The sequence below is a fragment of the Streptomyces sp. NBC_01481 genome (genome assembly GCF_026339995.1).
Lineage (GTDB): Bacteria > Actinomycetota > Actinomycetes > Streptomycetales > Streptomycetaceae > Streptomyces.
The window spans coordinates 52,600-79,385 of the sequence record NZ_JAPEPT010000006.1 but is presented as its reverse complement, the minus strand read 5'-3'; the positions used below and the strand labels follow the sequence as shown (position 1 = coordinate 79,385).

The 26,786-nt window shown below is 70.8% G+C and carries 21 protein-coding genes; 13 read left to right on the top strand and 8 right to left on the bottom strand.

What is annotated here, in order from left to right:
• The first annotated feature begins 54 nt into the window (after positions 1 to 54).
• The 4 genes from OOK40_RS30295 (at position 55) to OOK40_RS30280 (ending at position 6,455) form a co-directional block, all read left to right on the top strand.
• The gene (locus tag OOK40_RS30295; protein ID WP_266487875.1) at positions 55 to 501 is read left to right on the top strand and encodes an SRPBCC family protein; all 447 of its coding nucleotides are present in this window, start codon (positions 55 to 57) and stop codon (positions 499 to 501) included.
• A 109-nt stretch (positions 502 to 610) separates the two neighbouring features.
• Positions 611 to 1,426 carry a maleylpyruvate isomerase family mycothiol-dependent enzyme gene (locus OOK40_RS30290; RefSeq protein WP_266487872.1) on the top strand — a complete coding sequence of 272 codons (816 nt, stop codon included), beginning with the start codon at positions 611 to 613 and terminating at the stop codon, positions 1,424 to 1,426.
• A gap of 56 nt (positions 1,427 to 1,482) precedes the next feature.
• Positions 1,483 to 4,041 carry a SpoIIE family protein phosphatase gene (locus OOK40_RS30285; protein WP_266487870.1) on the top strand — a complete coding sequence of 853 codons (2,559 nt, stop codon included), beginning with the start codon at positions 1,483 to 1,485 and terminating at the stop codon, positions 4,039 to 4,041.
• Positions 4,038 to 6,455, top strand: coding sequence for a SpoIIE family protein phosphatase (locus OOK40_RS30280; RefSeq protein ID WP_266487867.1), 2,418 nt, complete (start codon positions 4,038 to 4,040; stop codon positions 6,453 to 6,455). Before OOK40_RS30285 ends, OOK40_RS30280 begins: the two co-directional genes overlap by 4 nt.
• 20 nt (positions 6,456 to 6,475) lie before the next feature.
• Here the strand turns inward: OOK40_RS30280 and OOK40_RS30275 are convergent, their stop codons facing one another.
• Positions 6,476 to 7,594: a sulfite oxidase gene (locus OOK40_RS30275; RefSeq protein WP_266487865.1), complete on the bottom strand. Its 1,119-nt coding sequence runs from the start codon at positions 7,592 to 7,594 to the stop codon at positions 6,476 to 6,478.
• 334 nt (positions 7,595 to 7,928) lie between these two features.
• On the opposite strand from OOK40_RS30275, the gene OOK40_RS30270 reads away from it, so the two are divergent.
• The gene (locus OOK40_RS30270; RefSeq protein WP_266487863.1) at positions 7,929 to 8,381 is read left to right on the top strand and encodes an SPW repeat protein; all 453 of its coding nucleotides are present in this window, start codon (positions 7,929 to 7,931) and stop codon (positions 8,379 to 8,381) included.
• A 135-nt stretch (positions 8,382 to 8,516) separates the two neighbouring features.
• Here OOK40_RS30270 and OOK40_RS30265 read toward each other — a convergent pair whose 3' ends face one another.
• Entirely contained in the window at positions 8,517 to 9,212 is a 696-nt protein-coding gene (locus OOK40_RS30265; protein WP_266487861.1) for a type 1 glutamine amidotransferase domain-containing protein, read from the bottom strand.
• Positions 9,213 to 9,297: 85 nt separating this feature from the next.
• Here OOK40_RS30265 and OOK40_RS30260 point away from each other — a divergent pair, with 85 nt between their 5' ends.
• The 3 genes from OOK40_RS30260 to OOK40_RS30250 all read left to right on the top strand — a co-directional run bounded on the left by OOK40_RS30260 (position 9,298) and on the right by OOK40_RS30250 (position 13,100).
• Positions 9,298 to 10,269, top strand: a complete 972-nt coding sequence (locus OOK40_RS30260) for a LysR family transcriptional regulator (protein ID WP_266487859.1) — start codon at positions 9,298 to 9,300, stop codon at positions 10,267 to 10,269.
• A gap of 97 nt (positions 10,270 to 10,366) precedes the next feature.
• Positions 10,367 to 11,776 carry an acyl-CoA synthetase gene (locus tag OOK40_RS30255; RefSeq protein WP_266487857.1) on the top strand — a complete coding sequence of 470 codons (1,410 nt, stop codon included), beginning with the start codon at positions 10,367 to 10,369 and terminating at the stop codon, positions 11,774 to 11,776.
• The gene (locus tag OOK40_RS30250) at positions 11,769 to 13,100 is read left to right on the top strand and encodes a carboxyl transferase domain-containing protein (RefSeq protein ID WP_266487855.1); all 1,332 of its coding nucleotides are present in this window, start codon (positions 11,769 to 11,771) and stop codon (positions 13,098 to 13,100) included. Before OOK40_RS30255 ends, OOK40_RS30250 begins: the two co-directional genes overlap by 8 nt.
• Before the next feature lie 54 nt (positions 13,101 to 13,154).
• Here OOK40_RS30250 and OOK40_RS30245 read toward each other — a convergent pair whose 3' ends face one another.
• Entirely contained in the window at positions 13,155 to 13,937 is a 783-nt protein-coding gene (locus OOK40_RS30245; protein WP_266487852.1) for a TIGR03943 family protein, read from the bottom strand.
• Positions 13,934 to 14,830: a permease gene (locus OOK40_RS30240; protein ID WP_266488521.1), complete on the bottom strand. Its 897-nt coding sequence runs from the start codon at positions 14,828 to 14,830 to the stop codon at positions 13,934 to 13,936. Before OOK40_RS30240 ends, OOK40_RS30245 begins: the two co-directional genes overlap by 4 nt.
• A 379-nt stretch (positions 14,831 to 15,209) precedes the next feature.
• Here OOK40_RS30240 and OOK40_RS30235 point away from each other — a divergent pair, with 379 nt between their 5' ends.
• The 4 genes from OOK40_RS30235 to OOK40_RS30220 all read left to right on the top strand — a co-directional run bounded on the left by OOK40_RS30235 (position 15,210) and on the right by OOK40_RS30220 (position 19,963).
• A complete protein-coding gene (locus OOK40_RS30235; RefSeq protein ID WP_266487850.1) occupies positions 15,210 to 16,031 on the top strand; it encodes an alpha/beta fold hydrolase in 822 nt (273 codons plus the stop codon).
• 375 nt (positions 16,032 to 16,406) lie between these two features.
• The gene (locus OOK40_RS30230; RefSeq protein WP_266487849.1) at positions 16,407 to 17,363 is read left to right on the top strand and encodes a hypothetical protein; all 957 of its coding nucleotides are present in this window, start codon (positions 16,407 to 16,409) and stop codon (positions 17,361 to 17,363) included.
• Positions 17,364 to 17,434: 71 nt separating this feature from the next.
• Positions 17,435 to 18,973 carry an amino acid permease gene (locus OOK40_RS30225; RefSeq protein ID WP_266487848.1) on the top strand — a complete coding sequence of 513 codons (1,539 nt, stop codon included), beginning with the start codon at positions 17,435 to 17,437 and terminating at the stop codon, positions 18,971 to 18,973.
• Positions 18,974 to 19,045: 72 nt separating this feature from the next.
• Entirely contained in the window at positions 19,046 to 19,963 is a 918-nt protein-coding gene (locus OOK40_RS30220) for a GNAT family N-acetyltransferase (RefSeq protein WP_266487846.1), read from the top strand.
• Between the two features lie 20 nt (positions 19,964 to 19,983).
• Here the strand turns inward: OOK40_RS30220 and OOK40_RS30215 are convergent, their stop codons facing one another.
• Positions 19,984 to 21,210: a DUF6777 domain-containing protein gene (locus OOK40_RS30215; protein WP_266487843.1), complete on the bottom strand. Its 1,227-nt coding sequence runs from the start codon at positions 21,208 to 21,210 to the stop codon at positions 19,984 to 19,986.
• Between the two features lie 215 nt (positions 21,211 to 21,425).
• Here OOK40_RS30215 and OOK40_RS30210 point away from each other — a divergent pair, with 215 nt between their 5' ends.
• Entirely contained in the window at positions 21,426 to 22,694 is a 1,269-nt protein-coding gene (locus OOK40_RS30210) for a streptophobe family protein (protein ID WP_266487841.1), read from the top strand.
• Between the two features lie 19 nt (positions 22,695 to 22,713).
• Here OOK40_RS30210 and OOK40_RS30205 read toward each other — a convergent pair whose 3' ends face one another.
• Genes OOK40_RS30205 through OOK40_RS30195 form a run of 3 tightly spaced genes read right to left on the bottom strand, consistent with a single transcriptional unit; the run spans position 22,714 to position 26,758 of the window.
• Positions 22,714 to 23,733 carry a serine/threonine-protein kinase gene (locus OOK40_RS30205; protein WP_266487839.1) on the bottom strand — a complete coding sequence of 340 codons (1,020 nt, stop codon included), beginning with the start codon at positions 23,731 to 23,733 and terminating at the stop codon, positions 22,714 to 22,716.
• Positions 23,733 to 24,386 (bottom strand): hypothetical protein, encoded by a 654-nt coding sequence (locus OOK40_RS30200; protein WP_266487837.1) that lies wholly within the window; start codon positions 24,384 to 24,386, stop codon positions 23,733 to 23,735. The genes OOK40_RS30205 and OOK40_RS30200 overlap by 1 nt, the downstream gene beginning before the upstream one ends.
• A gap of 14 nt (positions 24,387 to 24,400) precedes the next feature.
• Positions 24,401 to 26,758 carry an FHA domain-containing protein gene (locus tag OOK40_RS30195; protein ID WP_266487835.1) on the bottom strand — a complete coding sequence of 786 codons (2,358 nt, stop codon included), beginning with the start codon at positions 26,756 to 26,758 and terminating at the stop codon, positions 24,401 to 24,403.
• Positions 26,759 to 26,786: the final 28 nt, after the last annotated feature.

Sequence of the window (26,786 nt, the reverse complement as noted above, 5' to 3'; positions counted from 1 at the left end):
TCTGGGATGATGCCCGCACGCCGCACCCCGGCGCGAGCGATCACTGGAGGAAGCATGGCCGGTCAGTTCGAGGCAACGGTCGAGATCGGCCGCCCCGTCGAGGAAGTCTTCGCCTTCCTGGCGGACGGCACGAACGATCCCAAGTTCAGCCCCAGGGTCCTTGAGATGACGAAGACGCCGGACGGGCCGACGGAAGTGGGCACCCTCTTCAGAAGCACGGTCAAGGACGCCGGGATGACGACCAAGCGTGAGATCCGGATCAGCGAGTTCGTGCCGCCGAGCACCCTCCGCTGGACCGAGACCTCCAAGAACATCGTCGTGTCCAAGGAAGGCGGCTACGACCTCGAGCCCACGCCGGAGGGCAATACCCGCCTGCGTATCTTCAACAGCCTTGAGGGCCATGGCATCGGCAAGCTCATCGTGGGCCTCGCCCTGAGCGCGGCACGCAAGGACGCGGACGCGTTCGGGCAGCGGATCAAGGCGGCCGTCGAGGCGTCCTGACGGGAGCCCGACCCAGAGGTCCTTGGCGGCACCCAGTGCTGTGACAGGCTTCCTGCGAACGCCCGGCCGGACAGGGTCGCCGGGCCGGACGGATCGGGAAGCGCAGCCCATGGCGATAGTTGATCATTCCGGGCCGGAGTCGGAGACGCCGTCGAGTTCCGCCTTGACGTCCGCGGCTCATCGTGAAGCCGTCGCGGCGCAGACCGCCAGATTCGTGACGGTTGTCAAGGGAGCCGACCTGGCCACCCCGGTGCCCAGTTGTCCGGGCTGGACGCTCCGCGACTTGGTACGTCATGCCGGGAGCGTGCAGCGCTGGTTCTCCGTACTGCTCCGTCAGCTCGTCCAGGAACCGCCGCGCAGCCGTGATGTCGAGCTGCGGCTTCCCGCGGACGAGGGCGGGTTCGCCGACTGGCTGACCGCGAGCGCGGCCGAGGCGGCCGCTGCCTTCGCGGTCACCGATCCGGGCGCCCCGATGTGGGTGTGGGGCGCCGACCACCACGCCAGGTTCTGGGAGCGGCGGATGCTGTTCGAGACCCTGGTGCACCGCGTCGACGCCGAACTCGCCCTGGGACTGCGGCCCGCGATCGACCGCGACCTCGCGGCCGACGGAGTGGACGAGTTCCTGGTCAACCTGCCCTTCGCCACACCCTTCGCACCGGACGTGGCCAAGCTGCGCGGCAGCGGCGAAACCCTGCGCTTCCGCTGCACCGACGCCGACGGCGACTGGCTCGTCCGCCTGCGGCCCGACGGTTTCGGCGTCGACGACCAGGACTCCGCGGACACATCGGCGGACGCCACGGTCCAGGCGGCCGCGGCCGATCTGCTGCTGCTCCTGTACGGACGCCTCGACCGCGGCGCGGATGCCTTCGAGATCACCGGGGACGAGGATCTGCTGGCCCGCTGGTTCGCCAACTCCGCCTTCTGAGGAACGTGGGCGCGCGCCGGGCAGGCAGCCGCGGTGGGGCGCCGGGTGGCAAGGAGATGCGCGGGGCGCCCGCCGGGGAGCATGCTGGCTGTGTGACCTGGTACCGCGCGGCCGGCCGCGCCGCGGTGAACGTGGGCGGGGCGGAACCCGGGGGACCGAACGGCACCGACCGCGTTCCGGACGAACTGACCCTGGTGCTCGCGCACGCTGCCGTAGGGGCGACCGAGGCTGTCGGCGGGTACGCGGGCGGCGTCTACCTGCCCTCGCGCACGCAAGGGCTGTTGCGGCTGGCCGTGATGGCCGGGCTGCCCAACCGGCTGTTCAGGCCCTGGTGGCGGATGCATGTGAACCGGCCGTTCCCTGTGGCCGACGCGCACCGTTCGGGCCAAGCCATTCACCTCGGCGACGCCGAGGAAGCCATGCGGCGATATCCGCAGCTCATGGCGGGTCTGCCGTTCCCCTTCGGCTCGCTGTACGCGCCCGTGGTCAGCGGCCGCCAGAAGTTCGGGGTGCTGGTCGTGCTGCGCCCGGCCACGCCCGGACAACCGGTGACGCACGCCGACCGGCTGCGGATGCACAACGCCGCGGCACGGCTCGGCACCACCCTCGTCACGCTGGGCGCGCGGGGGGTGCCGGTCCTGTGGGACGGCGAACCGGTGTCGGTCCAGTTGCCCGCGGTCACCACGCCGCCCGTGCGCTTCGGCCGCTTCGACTGGGACCTGGGCACCGGAGCCATATCCGCCGACGAGGACCTGTGCGCGATTCTCGGTACCAATCGTGCGGACTTCGGCGACACCGTCGACGCGCTGACGGCACGGCTGGCACCGGAAGACATGTACGGGCTGTGGACCATCGCCCGCCAGGCCATGGAGACGGGCAGGACCGTCTCCCGCAGAATGCGCCTGCGCGGCCCGGACGGACGGCCTCACCTGCTCGAACTCTCCGCCCAGGCGCAACCACCCGGAGACGGCCAGAGCCGCCGTCTGACCGGATTCCTGGTGGACCTCGGCACCGGACCGATCGTGGCAGAGGCGACCGACCGCCTCCCGCGCGGCTTCCTCGCGCTCGACCGGCTCGGGCGGATCTCCTATGTCAACCACAGCGCGGAGAGCCTGCTCGGCCGGCCGCGGTCGGAGCTGTTCGGACGTGTCCTGTGGGAGGTCCTGCCGTGGTTCGGGGACCCGGCATACGAGGACCACTACCGGGCGGCGCTGCTCTCCCACGACCCCGTGCACTTCATGGCCCGCCGCTCGCGCCAGGACTTGCTGTCGGTCACCCTTTACCCGGGTCACGACGGCCTGACCGTCACCGTCTCCCCGTCCGATCAGCCGTCGTACACGCCGGGGTCCGTCGCCCTGCCCGGCGCCGGGCTCGGCTCCGCGGTCGACCGGGCATCGGCCCTGTACCGCCCGGTTGCCCTGGCCATCGCGCTGACCGAGGCCGTCACGGCCCGCCAGGTGTCCGCCGTGGTCACGGAGGAGCTGCTGCCCGCCTTCGGCGGCCGTCAGCTGGCGATCTACCTGCTCAACGAGCGCCATCTCTATCTGGCCTGGGAGACCGGGTTCCCGCAGGGTTTCCTGAACCGCTTCGACGGTGTTGCGCTCGACGCCCGGCTGCCCGGCGTCGAGACGCTCACCACCGGCCGTCCCATCTTCTTCGAGTCCATGGAGCACCTGGCCGAGGCCTACCCCGGCATCCCCCTGGACGCCAACGTCGGCGCCCGGGCCTTCCTGCCGCTGATCGCCTCCGGGAGGCCCGTCGGCTCCTGCATCCTCGGCTTCGACCGGCCGCGCGGCTTCAGCCCCGAGGAGCGCACGGTGCTGACCGCGCTCGCCGGACTCATCGCGCAGGCCCTCCAGCGTGCACAGCGCTACGACACCGAAGCGGCGCTCGCCCGCGGACTGCAGGACGCCCTGCTGCCGCACCGGCTTCCCGTGCTCGACCAGGTCGACACCGTGGGCCGGTATCTGCCCGGCACCCAGGGCATGGAGGTCGGAGGCGACTGGTACGACGTCGTCGAGACCGACCGCGGGCTGGCCCTGGTCATCGGCGACGTACAGGGACACGGAGTCTCCGCCGCGGCCACCATGGGCCAACTGCGTAGCGCCGTACGCGCCTTCGCGCTGAGCGGGCACGACCCGGAGGAGGTGATGACCGGCACCAACCGGCTGCTCATCGACCTCGATCCCGGCCAGTTCGCCAGCTGCTGCTACGTAGTCCTGGACCCGGCGACCGGCTCCGTACAGGCGGTGCGGGCCGGGCATCCGCAGCCCCTCCTGCGCCACTCCAACGGCAGGACCGAGGTCCTGGACCTTGCCGGCGGGGTCGTGCTCGGCATCGATGTGGAGGCCTCGTACCCCGTCACCGAACTGCGGCTCGGGCCCGGCGATGTCCTCGCGCTGTACACGGACGGACTCGTGGAACAGGCGGGAATCGACATCGACCTCGGCGTCGAGCGGCTGCGCGCCTCGCTCGCCGAGGCCGGCTCGTCCTCGCTCGCCGGAACGGCGGACCGCCTCATGAACGAGGCACGGCAGGCCACCGACCGGCCCGACGACATCGCGCTGCTGCTCGCCGCCCGCTGGACGGAATCCGGCACCGGGAACCCGCCATGAGCAGCGTGTACGGCGCCGAGCACCACAGCGTGCGCGGGCCACTCAACGCCACGAGGGCCGCCACGGCAGTCCTGGACGCCGACGGCACGGTCGTCGGCTGGAGCCCGACGGCTCAGGGGCTGCTGGGATACGCACCACAGGACGTGCTCGGGCGCCCGATCGACACCCTGGTGATGGACGGAACGGCAGAGGATCACGCGGCGCCTGATGCGCCGGCCATGGGACGCGTAGCCCGGACGCTCCGTATGCGCCACCAGGACGGCCGCGCCCTCCGCGTGACCACCACAGAGCTGCCGCTCGCCCACACGGGCCCCGGTCCAGCACGGCTCCTGGCACTGGCCGACGCCGAGGAGACCGAGCAGTGGGAGGCCCTCCAGTCGATGCTCCGGGGACTCGCCACCCAGTCACCCGTCGGTCTGGCCATCTACGACACGGATCTGCGGGTGGTGTGGACGAACGCCGCCCTGTACGAGGAGATGGGCCCTTCGCAGTACGTGGGCGTCGGCCCGGACGACATGGTCACCCACGGCGAGGTGCTCTCCGCGTCGTATCCGAAGACTCTCGAAGAGATGATGCGGCGGGTGCTCGCCACCGGCGAGACGGTCGTCGACCTGCACTACCGGGGCCGCCCGCCCTCGGACCCGGAGCGTGATCACGTCTGGTCGTGCTCCTACTACCGGCTGCAGAACGCCGGATCGGTCTCGCTGGGTGTGTGCGAAGAGACGGTGGACATCACCGATCGTTATCTCGCGCAGCAGCGACTGGATCTGCTCGTCCGCGCCGGGGCGCATCTGGGCACGAGCCTGGACATCACCCGCACGGCTCGGGAGCTCTCCGCGGTCGCCGTACCGGAGTTCGCCGACAAGGTTACGGTCGATCTCCTGGAGGAGGTCCTTGAGGGCGATCAGGCCACGCCTGGCGCGCGGCGGGCGGGAAGTGTGGTCCGGGTGTTGTGGGAGGCGGAGGAAGTCACGGGCGCGGCGGGTGAAATGCCCGTACCGGGGAAGCGGATCTACTACGCCCCCGACTCGCCACAGGCCCGCAGCCTCGCCTCCGGCAGCCCCGTGCTGGAAGGCCCGGCGGGCTCGGAGGACGATGACGAGCCACTGCCCCAGCGTTCGTGCCTGGCCGTGCCCCTGCGTGTCGAAAGCGCGACGCTGGGCGTGGTCACGTTCACGCGGAACCGTCTGCCCAGCCCGTTCGACCCCGCCGAACAGGCGGTTGCCGAGGAACTCGCGGCCCGGGTCGCCGTCTGCATCGACAACGCCCGCCACTACACCCGAGAGCATGCCGCTGCGCTGATGCTTCAGCGCAGTCTGCTCCCGCAGAAACTGCCACGGCTGACCGGAGTCGAGCTGGCCCACCGCTATCTGCCCGCGGACAGCAGCGCCGGAGTCGGCGGCGACTGGTTCGACGCCATCGCCCTGTCCGGCGCGCGGGTCGGCCTGGTCGTGGGAGATGTGGTCGGGCACGGGCTGCGGGCCGCCGCCACCATGGGCCGGCTGCGCACGAGCGTACAAGTGCTTGCGCGGCTCGACCTCGCACCCGACGAACTTCTCGCCCGCCTGGACGACCTGCTCTGGCAGGGGGCCCACGAGCAGGAGGCCGCGCGTATGGAGGGCGACGAACTGCCCGACGACGCGGCGCTCGGCGTGACGTGTCTGTACGCCGTCTACGACCCGGTGTCCGGTCTGTGCCGCATGGCGCGGGCCGGGCATCTGCTGCCCGCCGTCGTCGATCCCACGAACGGCTCCGTCACGTTCCCCGACATTCCGGCGGGACCGCCCCTCGGCCTGGGGGGCCTTCCCTTCGAGACACGGGAACTGACACTGCCGGAGGGGAGCCTCCTCGCGCTGTTCACCGATGGCCTCGTGCGGACCCGCGAACGGGATGTCGACGCCGGTCTCGACGGGCTGCGGGCCGTCCTCGCGGAGCACGGGCGCCCGCTGGACGAGCTGGCCGACCGGGCACTGGCAACCCTGCTTGCCGGTCCCGTCGACGACGACGTCGCGCTCCTGCTCGTCCGGACCCGCACGCTGGACAGCCGTCAGGTGGCCACCTGGGAGCTGACACCCGATCCCCAGGAGGTCGCCCGGGCCCGTGCGGAGGCCGCCGCTCAGGTAGGCGCCTGGGGACTGGACGACCTCGTCTTCACCACCGAACTGGTGGTGAGCGAGCTGGTCACCAACGCCCTGCGGTACGCCTCCGGCCCGATCCGTCTGCGGCTCATCCGCGACCGGACGCTGATCTGCGAGGTCTCGGACAACGGCCACACCTCACCCCACCTGCGCCGGGCGGGATACGACGACGAAGGCGGCCGGGGTCTCTTCCTCATCGCCCAGATGACCCAGCGGTGGGGGACCCGCCATGCGTACAGCGGCAAGACCATCTGGGCCGAGCAGACACTGCCGTAGAGGCCGAGCGGGCAGGGCGTTCAGTCGCCGTCCAGGCACAGGACCGGGATCCGCTGGACCAGATTGTTGGCGAACCCGCCGCGGTTCCAGGGCTGGGTGAGGGGCTGCGTACGGCCGGCGGCGTCGGTGGCACGGACGCTCAGCACGTGGCTGCCGGGCGTCGCGGTCCAGACCGTCCGCCACTGCCGCCAGGCCCAGCCGTGTCCGTCCGCCGGGCCGAGAGCGGCCTCGCTCCAGGAGCCGCCGTCGTCCGTGCTGACCTCCACGTGGGTCACCGGGGCGTGACCGGACCAGGCCCGGCCCTCCAGCGGCACCTCGCCGGGGCGTACGACACGGGCCCGGGACATGAAGTCCGGGAACCCGGGCGGGATCATCAGCGCACGCGGGGCGATCTTGTCGACCGGTTCGCCGGGCTCGTCGGGAGACTGCTTCAAGCGGTACGCCACCGCCTGCTGGAATCCGGTGAACGGGGTGTCGGTCAGCGCGATGTCGCGCAGCCACTTCACCTGCGCCATGCCGTACCACCCGGGGACGATCAGCCGCAGGGGACAGCCGTGCTGCGGCGGCAGGGGAAGGCCGTTCATCTCGTACGCGACCAGCACCTCGGGATCCTCGCCCTGTGCGAGTGCCAGCGGCAGGCTGCGCCGGTAGTCCTGCTCGATGCCGCGCTCGACGCCGTGGTCGGCTCCGGTGAAGACGGCCTCGACGGCGTCCGGCTCCACTCCTGCCTCGATGAGCAGGGTGCGCAGCGGCACCCCCGTCCACTCGGCGGTTCCGACCGCCTCGACCAGCCAGGGCTGGCTCACCGGCCGTGGATCGAGGCGTGCCCTGCCGTTTCCGGCGCATTCCATCGTCACGCGGTGGGTGGCGGACGGGAGCGATCGCAGCCTCGGCATGTCCAGGGTCAGCGGGGTGCGCACCCGGCCGCTCACGGTCAGCCTCCACTCGTCGGCATCGGCGGCGGGGATGTCGTAGTGGACGAGCACGTAGTGCAGTCCGGCGGGGGTGAGGTCGTAGCGCAGCGCCTCCAGCGGAAGCCCGTGATTGCGGGCAGCGAGGGCCAGTTCGTCCAGGCCGATGCCCTCGCCGGGCTCCGCGAGACGCCCTGGTGTGCTGAGGTCGGCGATGCGTCCGTCCATGACTTCATGGTGCTCTCCGGGCGGGTCCCGGGCACCTTGCGGGCGGACGTGAGCACATCTCCGCCGGACGGACCTAGGGCCTGTCGTTCGGATCTTGCCGGGTTCGCGTGCCCTGGCACGCACGCTCGCCGCGTTGTCGTCAGTCGCCGACGCTCCGCGTCGGCTCCTTCCTCCGCCTTGCGATCGCACGCACCAGACCCCGCTCACTGATCCGGCCTGATCCAAACGACAGGCCCTAGTTGCTCATGGGCCGCCTGTTGACTGGAATGCCCTGGCAAGCGTTATATCGGAGATAAAGGGCAGATAAAGGCTTCTGAGTAGGAGGCAGCCCGCAATGACCACCCACCCGAGCATTGAGCAACACCCCGATCTGGCCGAGATGCGTTCCCGGTTCGAACGGGCGACCACGACCCCCCGTGCCCAGGCGATCGAGACACTGGCCCTCCTGACGGGTCTGTACCTGGCCGCCTCGCCCTGGATAGTCGGGTTCAACGACCTGAGCACGCTGACCGTCTGCAACCTGATCACCGGCGCCGCCTACTGCCTGTGCATGGGAGGGTTCGGCTCGGCCTACGAGCGGACTCACGCCATGGCATGGTGTGCCATCGCCATCGGAGCGTGGACGATCATCGCTCCGTGGGTCGTGGCAGGCAGTGTCGACACGACCCGCACGATCGTCAGCAACGTCATTGTCGGAGCCGTGGCCCTGCTGCTCGGCCTCGCAATGGCCGCCATGGACGTCCGCCGTCCCAGCCGCCTCCGCGCTCGCAGGAACGCGGCCATGTGATCCCCGGCGCTGACGCGCACGTTCCGAAACGGAAGGGCCCGGTGGGGTGCGGCTGCCGCACCCCACCGCGGTGCCTACGCCAAGGGGGCGTAACTGCTCGTCAGCTATGCGGCCGACGGCGCGGCATGAGACGGGTCAGCCCAGCGCCTTGAGGAGCTCGACGGCCAACGGGGCGGACGACGAGGGGTTCTGGCCGGTGATGAGATTGCGGTCGGTGACCACATGCGGGGCCCACGGTTCGCCCTCCTGGAAGTCCGCGCCGATCTCCACGAGCCGGTCCTGGAGCAGCCACTTCGCCTTGTCCGCGAGACCGGCCTGGGTCTCCTCGGCATTGGTGAAGCCGGTGAGCCGGTAGCCCGCGAACGGCGACGTGCCGTCCTCGCGCCGGGCGGCGAGCAGCGCGGCCGGGCCGTGGCACACCACGCCGAGCGGCTTGCCGGAGTCCAGCGCGGACGTGAGCAGGGCGCCCGAGTCCGCATCGACCGCCAGGTCCTCCATCGGGCCGTGCCCGCCGGGGTAGAAGACCGCCGCGTAGTCGGCGAGGTCGACCTCGTCCAGCTTGATGGGGCGCTCCAGGGCGGACATCTCGGCGAGTGCGGCCGTCACGGCGGCGGCGCCCTCGGGGCCGCCGTTCACCTCGGGGGCCAGGCTCCCGGCGTCCACGGTGGGGACGACGCCGCCGGGGGTGGCGACCATGACCTCGTGGCCCGCGGCGGTGAGCGCCCGGTAGGGGGCCACGGCCTCCTCGGCCCAGTAGCCGGACGGGTGCCGGGTGCCGCCCGCCAGCGTCCAGTGGTCCGCGCCGGTCAGTACGAACAGGATCTTCGCCATCTCACATCTCTCCGCTGGGTTTCGCTCTTGCTGACGTCTTCGAACCTAAATCGCCGGGTCATTCGGATCCAATAGGCTCACCATCATGAGCCATAGAGAATCCAATGGATCGACGGGAATGCGGGAGGCCGCGTCGAACGCACCCCTCGATCTGACCCTGCTGCGGACCTTCCTCGCCGTCCACCGGGCGGGCTCATTCACCGCGGCGGCACGTCTCCTCGGTCTGTCCCAGCCCACGGTGACCACCCAGATCCGTTCCCTGGAGCGGCAGTTGGGCCGCGAGTTGTTCGAGCGGCTGCCCCGCGGCGTCACTCCGACCCCGGTCGCCGACGGCCTCGCCGCACGGATCGCGGGGCCCCTGGACGCCCTGGCCGCCGTCGCCGACCGCGGCCATCTCGACGAGACCGTCCCCGCCGATCCCGTGCACCTCGCGGGTCCGGCCGAGCTCCTGTGCGTACGCGCCCTGCCCGCCCTCGCGCCGCTGGTCGAGCAGGGCGTACGGCTCAGGGTCACGACCGGGCTGACCGACGAACTGCTCGAAGGCCTGCGCCAGGGCCACTACGACCTGGTGATCTCCACCCACCGCCCGCGCGGCCGCACGCTCAATGCCGTACCGCTGATGGACGAGGAATTCGTGCTGGTCGCATCGCCGCTGTGGGCCGAACGCATCGGCCGGGACGGGGACTGGCAGGAGCGGGTGGCGGACGAGGGGCCCGCCGCCCTGCGCGGCGTCCCGCTGGTCACCTACGCGGAGGACCTGCCCATAGCCCGCCGCTACTGGCGCCATGTCTTCGGCACGCGCCTGAACGCGCAGGCCGCACTGACCGTCCCCGATCTGCGCGGGGTACTCTCGGCCGTCGCCGCGGGCGCCGGAATGAGCGTGCTGCCGCGCTATCTCTGCCAGGGCGAACTCACCGCCGGCGTGGTGGTGACGCTGCTGGCGCCCGAGGACCCGCCCATCAACACCGGCTATCTCGTCCAGCGCCCCGGCGCCACCGACAACCCGCACCTCACACTGGTGCGCGACCGGCTGCTGCGGGAGGCGCGCGGCTGGTGAGCCGAGGCCCCTGGCCGGTGAACGATTCCTTCGACGCCGGGCGGCGTAAGGAGGGATCATCGTGACAGCGGTCCGACGACAGCAAGGAGTACGACGCGTGTCCCCTCTCTTCCCCGCACTCGCCGCGAGGTCTGCGCTGCCGGCTCTCCGCTTCGGCGACCGGTCCCTGACCCATGCCGAACTGGCCGCGGCCGCGGGCTCACTGGCCGCAGGGCTGGCCGGCGCGCGAAGGGTCGCGGTGTGGGCGACGCCCACTCCGGAGACCGCGGTGGGTGTGGTCGCGGCGCTGCTCGCGGGCGTGCCCGCCGTACCGCTCAATCCGAAGACCGGCGAGCGCGAACTGGCGCACATCCTCGCCGACAGCGAGCCGTCGCTTGTGCTGGCCGAGCCGGGCGCCGAACTGCCGGCGGCCCTGGGCGCCTTGCCGCGCAGGGACGTGGAGCTCACCGGACCGGAAACACCGCTGCCGCCCGAGCTGTCACCCGAGGCGCCCGCCCTCATCGTCTACACCTCGGGCACCACCGGACCGCCCAAGGGCGCCGTCCTGCCGCGCCGGGCGATCACCTCCACACTCGACGCGCTGGAGGACGCCTGGCAGTGGACCGCCGACGACGTTCTGGTGCACGGGTTGCCGCTGTTCCACGTCCACGGACTGATCCTCGGCATCCTGGGGCCGCTGCGCCGCGGCGGCGAGGTGCGGCACCTGGGGCGGTTCAGCACGCAGGGCGTGGCACGCGAACTGGCGTCCGGCGCCACGATGCTCTTCGGCGTACCGACGATGTACCACCGCATCGCCGAGGCACTGCCCGGCGATCCGCAGCTGGTGAAGGCATTGGCCGGGGCCAGGCTGCTGGTCTCCGGATCGGCCGCGCTGCCCGTGCACGACCATGAGCGGATCGCCGCGGCGACCGGCCGCCGGGTCATAGAGCGCTACGGGATGACGGAGACGCTCATGAGCACTTCCGTACGCGCCGACGGCGAGCCGCGCCCGGGGACGGTCGGTCTGCCCCTCAAGGGAGTTGAGTTCCGGCTGGTCGACGAGAGCGACGGCATCGGCGAGATCCAGGTGCGCGGGCCCAACCTCTTCACGCGGTATCTGAACCGGCCCGACGCGACCGAGGCGGCCTTCGACGACGGCTGGTTCCGTACGGGAGACATGGCGAGCCTAGACGCCGACGGCTATGTGCGGATCGTCGGCCGCAAGGCCACCGACCTCATCAAGAGCGGCGGCCACAAGATCGGCGCGGGAGAGATCGAGAACGCGCTGCTCGACCATCCCGGCGTCCGCGAGGCAGCCGTGACCGGCGAGCCCGACGCGGATCTGGGCGAGCGGATCGTCGCCTGGATCGTGCCGGCGGACCCCGCCGAGCCACCCGCCCCCGAAGAGCTCTCCGCACATGTCGCGGCCCAACTCGCCCCGCACAAGCGCCCGCGCGACGTGCGCTTCCTCGACACCCTGCCCCGCAACGACATGGGCAAGATCATGAAGCGGGCGCTCCATGGCTGAGCGGCTCACGGCACGCGAAGCCATCGCCCGGGTGGCCTCCGCCTTTGCCGAATTGCCCGCGCCCGACGGCACGTCCGCGCCCGACGGTCCGATCGCCTGGCAGGGCTACGACGAGCAGCACGCCCGCGCCGCGCTGCGCACCGGCGAGAACGAGTCGGTGGCCTGTGGCACCGGCACCGTCGGTGAGACCGAAGTGGTGCTGATCTCCTTCGAGTTCGGCTTCCTCGGCGGATCGCTCGGGGAGCACACCGGCGACCGGCTGGAGGCGGCGTACACCCATGCGCGCGAGCGGCGGCTGCCCGTCGTCTCGCTGATCGCAACCGGCGGCAGCCGGATGCAGGAGGGCATGCGCGCGCTGGTCCAACTCCAGCGCGTGGCACGGCAGTCCACGCTCACACGCGCCGCGGGACTACCCCAGATCGCGGTGGTGCGCGACCCGTCGACGGGCGGCGGCTGGGCCACCCTGGGCGCCGGCGCGGATGTCGTCATGGCGCTGCCCGGCGCCCAGATCGGCTTCGCGGGCTCGCGGGTGCGCCCGGCGGACGCCGACCCGGCTGCGTACACGGCGGAGGCTCAGCTGGCCGCGGGCCATGTCGACGCGGTCGTACGCCAGGAGGAGCTGCGCGAGAAGCTGGGCCGCTGGCTGACGGTGCTCACCGCCCCGTCCGACGCACCGGCCCGGCCGCCCCGCGCCCTCGGCCGCGCCGAACTCCCCGCCACCGGCTGGGAAGCCGTCCAGAACGCACGCTCCGCCGACCGCCCGCGGGCGGCCGCCTACCTCGACGCGTACTTCGAGACACGCGAGACCATCAGCGGAGACAGGTGCGGAGGCGTAGACCCGGGCATGCTGTGCGGCTTCGGACTCCGCGAGGGACGGGCCATCGCCTACGCGGCCCAGTGCGGCACCGCGACCCTCCCCGCCGGCTACCGGACCGCGGCCCGGCTGATCCGGCTCGCCGGCCGCCTCGGCGTACCGGTGCTCACCCTGATCGACACGCCGGGCGCCGCCAATGACGCCGCGGCGGAACACGCGGGAGCGGGACCCGCGATCGCGGACGCCTTCGCCGCCGTGGCCGCCGCCCGAGTTCCGGTCACCACGCTCGTGATCGGCGAGGGCGGATCGGGCGGGGCGCTCGCGCTCGCCTCACCCGGCAACACCTGGGCCACGCCGGACAGTTACTTCTCCGTCATCGCACCGGAGCTGGCCGCGGCGATCCTCAAACGCGGGCCGGATCAGGCGCGCGCGACCGCCGAACAACTCCGGCTGCGCCCGCAGGACTTGGTGGACCTCGGCATCGCCCGGGGCATCGTGCCCACGGACTGACTGTTTGGAAACAAGCGCCGTGCTCTGGCGCGCTCGCGGGCCTGATCGCGCGGCTCAGGAGTCGATGGCGGGGGCCCGGTCCAGGTAGGGGCTGGGAGGCTGCGGGATCCTCCGGAGGGAGGTCACGTCCAGCGCGAGAGCCGCGGAAGGTGTCCCGAGAGTGCCCTCGTGATGCCAGGTGCCGGTGACCTTCACCCAGGTGTCGGCAGGCGGCGCCTGCACGCCGTGCATCGTGACCGTCAGGGACTGGGAGTCGGCGGCGCAGCAGGCCACCAGCAGCCGGGTGAGGTCCCAGGTGCCGTTCTTGCCGGGTGTGACAAAGCCCGACAGGAGCACGGTGCGGTCCTTGAGGGCCTGGTGGTCGTCCTGCTGCGCCCGGGCGATGAACTCCGTCAGCGAGAGAGGCGCGGGGCCGTGGGACGGCAGCGGGTCGAAGCGGTCGTAGTCCTCGACGACCTTGGCGTTGTCGCGTGCGGCCGTGTACGAGCCGAGTGCGGGGGGCGCGTAGAACAGCAGGGCGAGCGCGGGCAGGAGCAGCAGCCACGCGATGCGGGGACCGTGCGAGTGATCATGTCCGTGCTCGTGCTCGTGCTCGTTCTCCTGAACCTGCTCGTGCCCGTGCTCATGGCCGGGCTCGTCCTTGGCGGGTCCGTCCCGTCCGGGCCTGTCGCGCACCGCGCCGATCAGGCCGAGCGCCATCAGGCAGACGCCCGAGGCGATCACGTACGGCTGCAGGCCCGCCTTGACGTACCGCAGGACGATGTCGCTGAAGAGGGAGACCCGCAGAACCCCGGCCCCGGTGAGCAGGAGCAGTCCTGCCTGGAGGGTGCGCTTCACAGCAGCCACCACCCGGTCAGCGCGCTGCACGCGACAGCGGTGATCGCCGTGGCCGTCGAGAAGCGTACGGCGAAGGCCCGGCCGAAGGTTCCCACCTGCAGGGCGATCAGCTTGAGGTCGACCATCGGGCCGACCACCATGAACGCCAGCCGTGCCGTGGGGGAGAAGCCGGTCAGCGAGGCGGCCACAAAGGCGTCCGCCTCCGAGCAGACCGCCAGGACGACGGCCAGGCCCGCGAGGAACAGCACCGACATCCAGGCCGAGCCGGAGAAAGTCTCGAGCACCGAGCGCGGCACGGTGACATTGAAGGTTGCGGCAGCCATCGCGCCGAACACCAGGAACCCTCCGGCGTGCAGGAAGTCGTGCTGGAAGCCCAGCCGGAACTCGTCCCAGCGGCTGTGGCCGCTCTGATGCCCGGTGTGCCGGGACGGCATCCGCAGCCACTCGGAGCGGCCGAGCCTGAGCCACAGCCAGCCCATGGTCGCGGACGTGGCCAGCGAGGCGATCAGCCGCGCCACGACCATCTGCGGACTGCCGGGGAAGGCCACGGCCGTCGCCGCGAGCACGACCGGGTTGACCGCGGGTGCGGACAGGAGGAACGCGAATGCGGCGGCCGGTGTGACACCGCGCCGGATCAGGCTGCCCGCGACCGGCACCGAGGCGCACTCGCAGCCGGGCAGTACGACGCCCGCCGCGCTCGCCACCGGCACCGCCAGCGCGGGGTTGCGCGGCAGGATCCGGCTGAAGGCATGGGCGGGGACGAACGCGTTGACGGCACCGGAGATCAGGGTGCCGAGCAGGAGAAACGGCAGCGCCTGTACGGCGATGGCCACGCAGATCGTCTGCCAGGCCCGGAAACCGGGATGCGTGAGCCACTGGTCGGCGCCGAGCAGTCGGCCGAGCGCGAGGAGGAGAAACAGCGAGACCGCTCCGGCGACGACGACAGAGGGCACGGGGCGGTCAGGCGCGGCCTGGGGGATGGGCGCGACGGCCTGCCCGCTCAGCGGCCGGTCCGCCAGTTCTTCCGTATTGGGCACAACTGCTCCGGTTGTCGGTGACAGGGCATCACGATAACCAGGCGATCGGTGCGTCCTGCATACGTTGAAACGCAAACATGTGACCGATACCAGGTGTCTCCGCCCAGTACGCGCTCGCGAGCGCCGTGAGCGACGATGAGGTGAAGGAGCCCTCAACCCGTGGACGGAGGCCAAGGTCGCCGAAATCGCTCTCACCTGCGTACGCCGCTTCGTCCGACCGAGAGGACAGCAGCTCATGAGCAGCTTCACGACCACCGACGGCATCGAGATCTACTACAAGGACTGGGGCAGCGGGCAGCCCGTCGTCTTCAGCCACGGCTGGCCGCTCAACGCCGACGCCTGGGACGGGCAGTTGCGGCTGGTCGCCGAGAACGGCTTCCGTGCCGTCGCCCACGACCGGCGCGGTCACGGCCGCTCCGGCCAGCCCTGGCAGGGCAACGACATGGACACGTACGCAGATGATCTCGCCCAGCTGATCGAGTCGCTCCATCTCAACGAGGTCATCCTGGTCGGACACTCGACCGGCGGTGGCGAAGTGGCCCGCTACATCGGCAGGCACGGCACGGCCCGCGTGGCCAAGGCCGTACTCCTCGGCGCCGTACCTCCGCTGATGCTGAAGACCGATGCCAATCCTGAAGGCCTGCCCATCGACGTCTTCGACGGGATCCGGGCGGGAGTCGAGGGCGACCGGTCGCAGTTCTGCAAGGACCTCAGCGCGAGCTTCTACGGGGCGAACCGGCCCGGCTCGTCCGTCTCCCAGGGCACGCGGGACGCGTTCTGGCTGCAGAGCATGCAGTGCGGGCTGAAGGCCGCGTACGACTGCGTCGCCCAGTTCTCGGAGACCGACTTCACCGAGGACCTGAAGCGGATCGACGTCCCCACCTTCGTCGCCCACGGCGACGACGACCAGATCGTGCCCATCGTCGCTGCCGCCCACAAGTCCGTACAGCTGGTCAAGGACGCGACGCTCAAGGTCTACCCCGGTGCGCCGCACGGTCTGACCGGCGACTACGAGCAGGCCTTCAACGCCGATCTGCTCGACTTCATCCGGGCGTAGTCGTCGGCGCCGCCTCCAGCGGCAGCGCGCCGACGGCCTGGAGGACTGGACCACTGATGGACATCGTTGTCAAGGGAGTGTGCACGGGCGCTTCGGGGCGTCGGGCGGGGCACCGGGATTCCGCCCGGAGATCTCACGGAGAAGCGCATATGCCATATGGATGTCCCGCGAGTTGGGGGTGTAAAAGAGACTGCGGTCCGGTTAGTGCAATCCTGAATGAGTTGGCGGTGGATCAACCGGACTGCTGTTTTCGATATGACTTGTTGGTGAGTAGGGTGTGCTCGCTGCCGTGGATCAATGGAAGGGATCCGGCTAATTCTGCGTGGCCGGAATCTGTGCATGGGTGGTGTCGTCTGCAGGAGCGGGGAGGGGTTCATGGCTGCTGGCTCGTTCGAGGGGCAGTATGTCTGGCATCCGGCTGCCGATGACCGCCAGTTGGCTCAGGCCTGTATCGATGTGAAGGCAGGCCGGTACCTGAGCGCGCACGAAGCCCTCCTGGACGCGCGCCACGATTTCGAAGTGCGGGCCCATCGCTCCCTGGTGCTGGCGTCCGAGGCGGCGGACTCCGATCTTGCCGAGCGGTGGCTGGACGAGGAGCCGGGCCCGGAATCGGCCCTGCTGTGGGCGCGCGTGGCGATGCTCCGGGCGTTACGGATGGCCGATGCCCATGACCGCCGGGCGGGAACGCTCGTCGGGATAGCGCAGGCGGCAAGCGAACGGGCGGCGCAGATGTTGCCGCAGGACCCCACTCCGTGGGTTGCTCAACTGGCCCTGTCCCGCCTCAGGCGCCCCAGGGATCCGGCCCCCAACGGCTTGCTGACCGCGCCGCCGGGACCCTGGCAGCTGTTCGCCCACATCCTCCGGCTCGACCCCTGGCACCGCGAGGCGCACCACCGATTCCTTGCCTTCTTCTTCACCCGCCACGGCGGGACGGCGAGTGCGCGCTGGGACGTCGCCTCCTTCCTCAGCCACCGGGCCCCTGCCTCATCCGCGTTGAGGCTGCTGCCGCTGGTCGCCCTCGTCGAGGACTACGACGCCTCGGCCCTGCTGGCCGACCGCACCTGGGAACAGCCCCAGTGGCTGGCCGCTGCGACGGGCAGTTACAACAACTGGTTCCCCCGGGTGACCGACTACCGGTTCACTCCCGTACTCGACCTCTCGTATCTGGCCCACGCGCTCTACATGGCGAGGCGCGAATTCGAGGCCCGGGAGGTGCTCACGGCGATGGGACCCTATGCCTCGCGTATGCCGTGGAGTGCATTCGGTGCCCCGGCGGACCAGTTGACCCGAGCGAGACGCTCCTGCGGGCTCCCCATTCCCAGTGCGGCCTGATATTGCCGCACGAGTTGTCCCCTCAATGAAGCCGATCAGTTCTCTCACCCCCAATGAGAAAGGCTGCGATTGTGTCCGAGCGTACGTCTGTCCTTCGCTCGAAATACCGTCAGGATGCGGAGTCGGTCACCCTCGACGACGACGCGACACTGCACGCCATGGGCTACCCCAGGAAACTCACCCGCAGATTCCGGGCGTTCGACAATTTCGCCATCTCCTTCACCATCATCAACATCATCTCCGGGATCTTCTCGGCGTTCGGCTTCGGCATGGGCGCGGGCGGGCCGCGGATCCTTGTCTTCGGCTGGATCGGCGTGTCGGTCATGGTGCTGTTCGTCGGCGCGGCGATGGGTGAAATCGCCTCCGCCTACCCGACGAGCGGCGCGCTGTACTTCTCCGCGGGCAAGCTCGCCAAGCGGCACCGCGGAGCCTGGTCCTGGTACACGGGCTGGCTGAACTTCGTGGGCCAGGTGGGCGGCACCGCCGCGACCGGTTACGCCGCGGCCACCTTCATCCAGGCGTTCATAGTCATGCAGTGGCCGGGCTACGACGTCACGGCGCAGCGCACGGTGCTCATCACGGCGGTGATCCTGGTCCTCCAGGCGCTGGCCAACACGTACACGGTGCAACTGGTCGCCGCCCTCAACCGGATCTCCGTGTGGTGGCTGCTGGTCGGCATGGTGGTGATCGTCGTCGCCCTGACCGTGAAACCGGCGCACCATCAGTCGGCCTCGTTCGTCACCCATTTCGCGAACAACACTGGTTTCACCAATGGCATCTACGCCGCAATGCTGGGTCTGCTCGTGACCAGCTGGACCTTCACCGGTTTCGACGGCAGTTTCCACATGTCCGAGGAGACCGTGAAGGCGACGGTCAACACGCCCAAGGGCATCATGCGGGCGATCTCCTACTCCGCGGGCGCCGGGCTGATCCTCATGCTCGCCCTGGTGTACGCGATCCAGGATTACGCGGCCGAAGCGAGCGCCGCGGCGCCCCCGGTGCAGATTCTCATCGACGCGCTCGGCATGGGCACGGCGAAGTTGCTTCTGCTGATCGTGATCGGCGCCATGCTCTTCTGCGGGCTCGCCAACATGACCAGCAATACGCGCCAGATCTTCGCCTTCTCGCGCGACGGGGCGATGCCCGGCTCCCGTTGGTGGCATTCGGTGTCCCTGCGGACCCGTACACCGGTCAATGCGGTGTGGCTCGCCGCGGCCTGCTCCATGGCACTGATCATTCCCGCCTGGTGGTCCCACACGGCTTTCACCGCCATTGTGAGCGTCAACGTCGTCGGGCTCTATCTCGCCTACGGAGTGCCGATCTTCCTGCGGCTGCGGCTCGACGACTTCCAGCCGGGACCGTGGAACCTGGGCCGTTGGGGCAAGCCGGTGGGCGTGATCGCCGTGACCTGGATCGTCTTCAGCAGCGTGCTGTTCATGCTGCCCCAGGTCTCTCCGATCACCGGAACGACGTTCAACTACGCGCCGATCGCACTGGGAGTGGTGCTGTTCATCGCCACGGTGTGGTGGTTCGCCACCGCCCGCCGACGCTTCCAGGGGCCGGTCAGCTACGGCAGCCCCGACGAAGTGGCCGCCATGGACCTGATCTGAGCGCCGGCACAACCACCCCGAGGCCGCGCACGGCGGCCGCACCCGCCATCATCTGAAGGGACGAAAGAACGTATGAACCCCCTCGGCGAAGCCCCCCAGTCACCTGCCGCCGTCGAGCGCGCCGCCGGGAGCACTCCCGGCGGCGCGGGCGGACTCACCGTCACCGCAGCCTCGTTGGAGGACTGGCACCAGGTGGCGGGGTGGGCCGCCGAGGAGGGGTGGAATCCCGGCCGCGGCGACGTGGCCTGTTTCCACCCCACCGATCCCGCGGGCTTCTTCATCGGCCGCCTGGGCGACCGCACGCTGTCCGCCGTCTCGATCGTCAACTACTCGGAGCAGTACGCCTTCCTCGGCTACTACCTCGTCCACCCCGACCACCGTCGGCAGGGCCTCGGCCTGGCGACCTGGCGGGCCGCCTTCCCGCACGCCGGGACCCGCACCGTGGGACTGGACGCGGTCCCCGAGCAGCAACCCACCTATATGCGCGCCGGGTTCAAGTCCGCCAACGACACCCTCCGCTACGGCGGCCGCCCCGAGCGGTCTGCAGCCCCGGCGCCGGATGTCGTGCCCGTCACCGCTGCCCATGCCGACGCGATCGCGGCGTACGACCGGCAGTGCTTCCCCGCCGACCGGCGTGCCTTCGTCGCGCGCTGGCTCACCGCGGCGGGACATGTCGCCTACGCCCGCCTGCGCGAAGGACACATCACTGGCTACGGAGTGATCCGCCAGGCCCGCGACGGCCATCGCATCGGGCCGCTGTTCGCCGACACGCCCGAGGACGCCGAAGCGCTCTTCGACGCCCTCACCGCGCATCTCGGGCCCGAGGACGAGGTCTCCATCGACATCCCCGAACCCCAGCGCGCCGCGGGCGCCCTGGCCACGGCGCGCGGTCTCGAAGTGCGCTCGCACACCGTGCGCATGTACACCGGGCCGGTCCCCGAGATCCGCGCGGAGCGGACCTTCGGCGTCACGACGCTCGAACTCGGGTAGCGGCGCCTGGCGGTTGCGCGCTAGCTGACAGGCGCGGGCGAGGAGGCCGCGTCGGGCTGCGAGGCCGATGAGCCGCTGGGCGACTCAGGGGACGACGCGCCCGACTCCGGTTGTTCCGACGACGGCGGCTCCGATGAAGGCGAGGAGGACGAGGGGGACTCGGGCGACGGGGGCTTCGAGGAAGGCGACGTCGGGGGGCAAGGGCTGCTCGACCCGGGCGAGGGCTCTTCGGGGGGCGGGCAGGGCGACGACGGCGAGGACGTGTTGGGGGACGGCGACGTGGGTGGCCGGGTCACGGGCGGCGGGACCTTCTTGTCGTGGCGTCCGTGCTGGTCACCGGACTTCCGCACGAACCAGTCCCCCTGGTTCGGGTCGAAGACGACAAAGACGTTGATCACGGTGACGGAGGGCTGAACCTGCACCACCTTCGTGGTCTGGAAGCCGGACCACGTGGGGCCCGTCAGCCGGGCGTCGCCCTGCACCTTTTTCGGCTCCTGCAGCGGATTGCCGCATGCGCAGCGCACGCGCGGAACGCCGTGGTCGTCGACGAGGACGGCCGTACCCGCCTGCAGCACCGACTGATACGTGGTGGGGCCTCCGTCCTTGTAGCCGTGGTTGGTGACCCGGGTGTCGTAGCTGAGCCGAAGGGGTGTCAGCGAGCGCAGATAGCCGGGCACCTGGCCGGGGCTGATGCCCAGGACCGAGGCGAACGCGCTGTTCTTGGCCGGAGCCGCGGAGAGATAGCCGATCTGTTTCTCCACGTTGCAACTGGCCACCTGCCGTGTTCCGCCGTACACCCCGGCATCCGAGCCGCTCAGCGTTCCCGTCGGCGAGGCGGGCTGGTCCTTGGGAGGGGGCTCCTTGTCCGTCGACGGGGGCGTGTACGGATCATCGCCCGCCGCGTTGACGGGGTCTCTGACGATCTCCCCGGCCGCGGCCGTGCCGCCTCCTCCGGGGCGCGTCAGGACAAGGGTCAGCGCCACGACGGCGACCAGCGCGGCGGCGATCGTCGCGATTCTGGGGACCGACCGCCACCAGGGGCGTTCGGGCTCCCCGCCCGGGCCCTGTGCCTGCCCGCCTCCTCCGGGACCGCCCGGTCCACCGCCGCCTCCTCCGGAGCCGCCACCACCCGTCGGAGGTCCCGGGGGAGTGCCGGGCGGAGGCGTCGGGCTCTGCTGCGTCGGGCCCGAGAGGGGGCCGGACGGGGGTCCTGTGGGGCGGTCGGACGACGGCGGTTGGGCGCTCACAGGCCCTTCCTTCCAGCGTAGGAATATCCGGCGCAGGAGTGCGTCAGCGCCGGAAACTCGGCACAGCGATGCCAGTGAATGCTGGCAAAAACGAAAAATGCTCAATATCACGCATACCGAGCCCATTGTGTGCTCCACACCTGGACGGCCCGCAAGCCGACGCGGTCGGCCCACCACAGCGGGCGCGGCGCCGCAGCCCTGCTTAGCGTGGCAGCGTGAGCTTCCAGGAGACCGGCCGCCGGAGCCGTACGACACGTGCCTCCCCCGGCTGGGGCGACGCCCTGGTGGCGGTGCTCGCAGGGGTGATCGCCCTCTACGCCACCGCCGCACTCGGCCTGTGGGCCGCCGGCGCCGCCGACCTTCCCGGGAACGCCTTCGGGAGCGTCGCCGCGGCCGTGGTCGTCATGGCCGTCGGCGGCTCCGTGGAACTCTCGGGCGACGCCGGATTCATCGCCGACACCCAGGCCGACCTCAGTGTGCTGCCGCTGTCGGTCACCCTCGCCGGAGCCCTCGTCATCGCCGCCGGTTTTCTGCGGCCGCTGCGCAACCGGGCCGTCGCCGGGACCCGTGAACTCGTCGGCTGGACGGCCCGCGTGGCGGCGCTGTGGGCGCTGGCGCTCATCGGCCTCGCGGCCCTGGCCCGCCACACCTTCGACATCCCGCTCGGCGAAGGCACCATCGGCGACATCGGCGACCTGCTGGACGCCTCGCCCCAGGTCGGATTCCGCGCCGACATCCCGCTCACGCTCGTCCTCGGCCTGGTCTGGCTCGCGGGCCTCCTCGTCCTCGCCCTGCTCGTATCGCGCAAAGCTCCGCTCCCCGCCCGACTGGTGCGTTTCCAGGAGTCGGTCCGCCCGGCCGCCTTCGCCATGGTCGTGCTGCTGCTCGCCTACGTCGTCGTAGGAGTGGTCATCGGACTCGTCGTCGCGGCGACCAGGGGGCACGCCGCCGAGACCTTCGCCGTGATCCTGCTCGGACTGCCCAACCTCGTCTGGCTCGCCCTCACTCTCGGTCTCGGCGCCTCGTGGGAGGGACGGGTCGAGGGCCCCTTCGGGCTGCCCATGCCGCAGGTGCTCGACTCGGTTCTGCGTACGCCCGAGGACTCCACACTCAATGTCGGCTCGCTCGCCGACTACGACGAGCGGGCGTGGTGGCTCGTCGTCGTGGCCGCGGTCCTGGTGCTGGGTGCCGCGTTCGTGATGGCCGTGCGTTCACCTGCCCGGATGCGGGCCTGGCAGCACGCCGTTCACATGGCCGTGGGGCTGACCCTCACGGTGCTGACCATCTGCCTCCTCGTTCCGGTCGACGCTCGCTACGGCCTGTCCCTGCTGGGCATCGGCGACCTCGCCGGCGGCCTGAGCGGAGTGGTGACGCTGAAGCCGCAGCTGTGGGCCGCGCTCGGCCTGGCCGTCCTGTGGGGACTGGTCACCGGCTTCCTCGGCAGCCTGCTCGCCTCCCACGTGCACCGCAGGGGCGAGGTCTGATCCGCCGGCCGGAGAGCCGTCACAGACCGGGCCCGAGCCCGGGGAACACCGGCCTCGCCCAGCGCGGCGGCAGCGGCGGCGGCCCGGGTTCCTGAACCGGCTTGGCCACGCGGACATCCACCTGCGTCGGCGGATGGCCGCCACCCGCATCCCGTACGGTGCCCGCGAGGCGCAGTGCGGACACGAACGCGAGGCAGCTGTCGTAGCGCTCGTCGGGCGACTTGGCGAGAGCCCGCGCCAGTACGCCGTCGACCGCGACCGGGAGATCGGGGCGCCGTTCGGTCAGCGGCGGCGGGGGATCGTACTGATGGGCCCACAACAGCGCCATGTCGTCGTCCCGCTGGAAGGGCGGGGCCCCCGCCATCATCTCGTAGACGACACAGGCCAGGCTGTACACGTCGCACCGGCCGTCCACCGGGCGGCCCGAGATCTGCTCCGGGGCCACATAGTCGAGGGTCCCGACGAACTGGCCGACCGTGGTGAACCCGGTCAGCGACAGCGACTTCTTCGTCAGCCCGAAGTCGGTGAGGTAGACGTGCTCGGGGTGGTCGCTGTCCGTGCCCGCCGCGACCAGGATGTTGCCCGGTTTGACGTCCCGGTGCACCAGATCGTGGTCGTGCGCGGCGTCGAGCGCGGACGCCACCTGCGCGGCGATCCGGCCGGCCGCACGTACCGAGAGCGGCCCCTTGCGGTCCAGGAGGGCGCGCAGATCCTGTCCGGCGACAAAGCGCATGGCGATGTAGAGAATGCCGTCGGTCTCACCGGCCTCGAAGACCGGCACGATGTGGGGATGGTCGATGGCGGCGGCGACCCGTGACTCGTGCGTGAAACGTTTGCGGAAGGTGTCGTTGCGGGCGAGTTCGGGGGCGAGCAGTTTCAGCGCGACGGTGCGGTCGAGCCGCAGGTCCTTGGCGCGGTAGACGACCGCCATGCCGCCGCGGCCGATCTCGCTCTCGACGAGATAGCCCGCGATCTGTTTGCCGAGCAGCTCGGAGGGCCTTCCGGTGGGCAGGCCGTCGTCACGGGGGGCACCGGCCATCAGGGCTCACCGGGCCGCGTGGGCGGATGGCCGGGGGAGTCCCCGACGGGCGGCACGGGACGGGTCTCCTCCGCCCTGCCCGGCTCCGGCGCGACCTCGCCCGGGCCGACCACTCGCGTCGTTTCCGCCGGCGCCGCGGTACCGGTCCCCGACGGCGATGTCCCGGCTGCGGGCCCCGACGGCGTCGCGTACGTCCTGAGCCGTGTCCCGTCGCAGTAGACCCACCGCTCGTGCTCGGCGTCGTACAGCCATACCGACTCACCTTCTACGACCATCCCCACCCGCAGCCCCCGCGTCCGGCGGTGGAAGGTCTCGCCGTCCGTCCGTCCGGCCGCCAGGTCCTCGGCCGCGCTGCGGTACTGGCCCAGAGTCTCCTCGACGCGTGCCATGAGCGGCCGCGGATCCGCCGTACGGGCCATCGGCCGTCCGGCCGCGGGGGGTTCCTGCGGTACGGAGACCAGCAGCCGGCCATCCACCCACGCCGACCAGCCGTTCGCGCACAGGATCTGCCCCCAGTCCCCGCGCCGCTCCAGAAGTTGTACCGGCAGCAGCGGGTCCAGCGGCTCGGTCGGCCGGGACCCGTCCGGCGCCTCCCAGGCGGGCAGTCCGTCCTGGGGGACGACATGTGTCGGGCGGAAGTCCTCGATCGTCATCAGTGACCCCGCCCCTACTTCCGCATGATGGCGGGTTCATGGCGGCGCAGCAGCTTCGCGACCGCGTAGCCGAAGACGACGGAGAGGACCACCATCATGCCCATGTTGAGCAGCCACACCGCGCTGTCGTGCTCGAAGAGCGGATCGGTCGTCAGCTTGCCCGGGACGATCCGGTGCAGCCCGATCGTTCCCGCCATCGCCCCCAGCGCCCACCGGGAGGGCACCAGCCACGCAAGCTGCTCGACCCCGGGGACCCCGTCCAGCTTCAACAGCGCGCCGCAGAACACGACCTGGACGATGGCAAGGAGCACCAGCAGAGGCATCGTGACCTCTTCCTTGCGCACCAGCGCGGAGACCAGCAGGCCGAGCATCATCGCGGTGAAGGACAGCAGTGCCACGGCCAGGGTGATCTCCACGAGGGGCGGCATCAGCACCCCTTCACCGCCCGGCGCGGAGAGGTCGACCCCGACGAGCCCGACCAGGGTCAGGACGATGGCCTGCAGCACGGTGATCGTGCCGAGCACCACGACCTTGGACATCAGATACGCGGATCTGGACAGCCCGACGGCGCGTTCGCGCTGGTAGATGACGCGTTCCTTGACCAGCTCCCGCACGGCGTTGGCCGCTCCCGTCAGCACGCCGCCCACGCACAGGATGAGCAGCGCGTTCATCGCCGTCTCCTGGGTCAGCGTGCTGCCGGCCAGGGCGCGGGTCATCGCGCCCATCACGAAGGGCAGCGCGACCATGATGACGAGGAAGGTCCGGTCGGCGCCGAGCGCGGCCGCGTACCGGCGCACCAGGGTCCACAACTGTGTCCCCCAGCTCTGTGCCTTCGGCGGCGGCGCGACCTGGGCGGCCACCTGGTCCTGCGGCAGCACCGGCTGCGTCGTGGAGTTCGCGATGTACTGCCGGTGGAAGGGCGACTCGCGGTAGGTACCCGCCCAGTCCCGGTCCTGGTCGTTCTCGAAGGCCTCGAACGCCTCCGGCCACTCCTCGAAGCCGAAGAAGGCCAGCGCGTCGTCCGGCGGCCCGTAGTAGGCGATCCGGCCACCGGGCGCCAGCACCAGCAGCCGGTCGCAGACATCCAGGCTGAGGACGCTGTGCGTGACGACGATGACGGTGCGACCGTCGTCGGCGAGGCCGCGGAGCATCCGCATGACCGAGCGGTCCATGCCGGGGTCGAGTCCGGAGGTCGGCTCGTCGAGGAAGAGGAGCGAGGGCTTCGTCAGCAGCTCAAGGGCCACACTGACCCGCTTGCGCTGGCCGCCGGACAGGCTGTGGATCGGCTGACCGACCCGCTGCTCCAGGCCCAGCTCACGCACCACCTCGGCCACCCTGGCCTGCCGTTCGGCCTTCGCGGTGTCCTGCGGAAAGCGCAGTTCGGCCGCGTAGCCCAGAGCCCGGCGCACACCGAGCTGCGAGTGCAGGATGTCGTCCTGCGGTACGAGTCCGATGCGCTGGCGCAACTCCGCGTAGTCGCGGTACAGGTCGCGTCCGTCGTACAGGACGGTGCCCTGGTCGGCGGGCCGCAGGCCGGTGAGCGCGTTGAGCAGCGTGGACTTGCCGGCGCCGCTGGGGCCCACCACGGCGAGCAGGCACTTCTCGCCCACCGGAAACGACACATGGTCGAGCAGTGTTTTGCGGCCCCGGTCCACCGACACCGCCAGGTCCTGGACGTCGAGCGAGATCTCGCCGGTGTCGACGTACTCCTGCAGTTCGTCGCCGACGAGACAGAAGGCGGAGTGGCCGATGCCGACGATGTCACCGGGCAGAACGGGCGCACGGTCGACCGGCTGGCCGTTGAGGTAGGTGCCGTTGTGCGAGCCGAGGTCGACGATCTCGTACGTGCCGTCCGGATGTGCCTGCAGCTCCGCGTGCCTGCGCGAGACGACCAGATCGTCGATGACCAGCTCGTTGTCGGTGCCGCGCCCGATGCGTACGGTGCGCACCGGCAGCGGCCGTACCGTGGTCGGCTGCCGGAACGTGCCCGTCGCGGACGGCATGGAGACCTGCGACGGGCGGTCCGGCCCCCGCAGTACGGCGGCCGGGGGATCCCGGCCGATCAGAACAGCTCGCGGTCCGTTCGCGGGATTGCCGAACCTGATGACGCTGCCCGGACCGACACCCCATTCGTGGATCCGACGGCCGTCGGCGTACGTGCCGTTGGTGCTGTCTTCGTCCTCGATCGTCCAGTGCCCGGCTTCGGGCCGCAGCACCGCGTGGTGCCAGGACACCCGGGCATCGTCGATGACGATGTCGCTCAAGGGGTCGCGCCCGACGTGATAGTCCCGGCTCGGACTCATCACCGTGGAGCCCGCGTCGGTTTCGAGGACGAGTTCGGGCGCAGTCGGCGCGACAGGCCGCTCTCCCATGTTCGAATTCTAGCGATTGCTCCCCGTC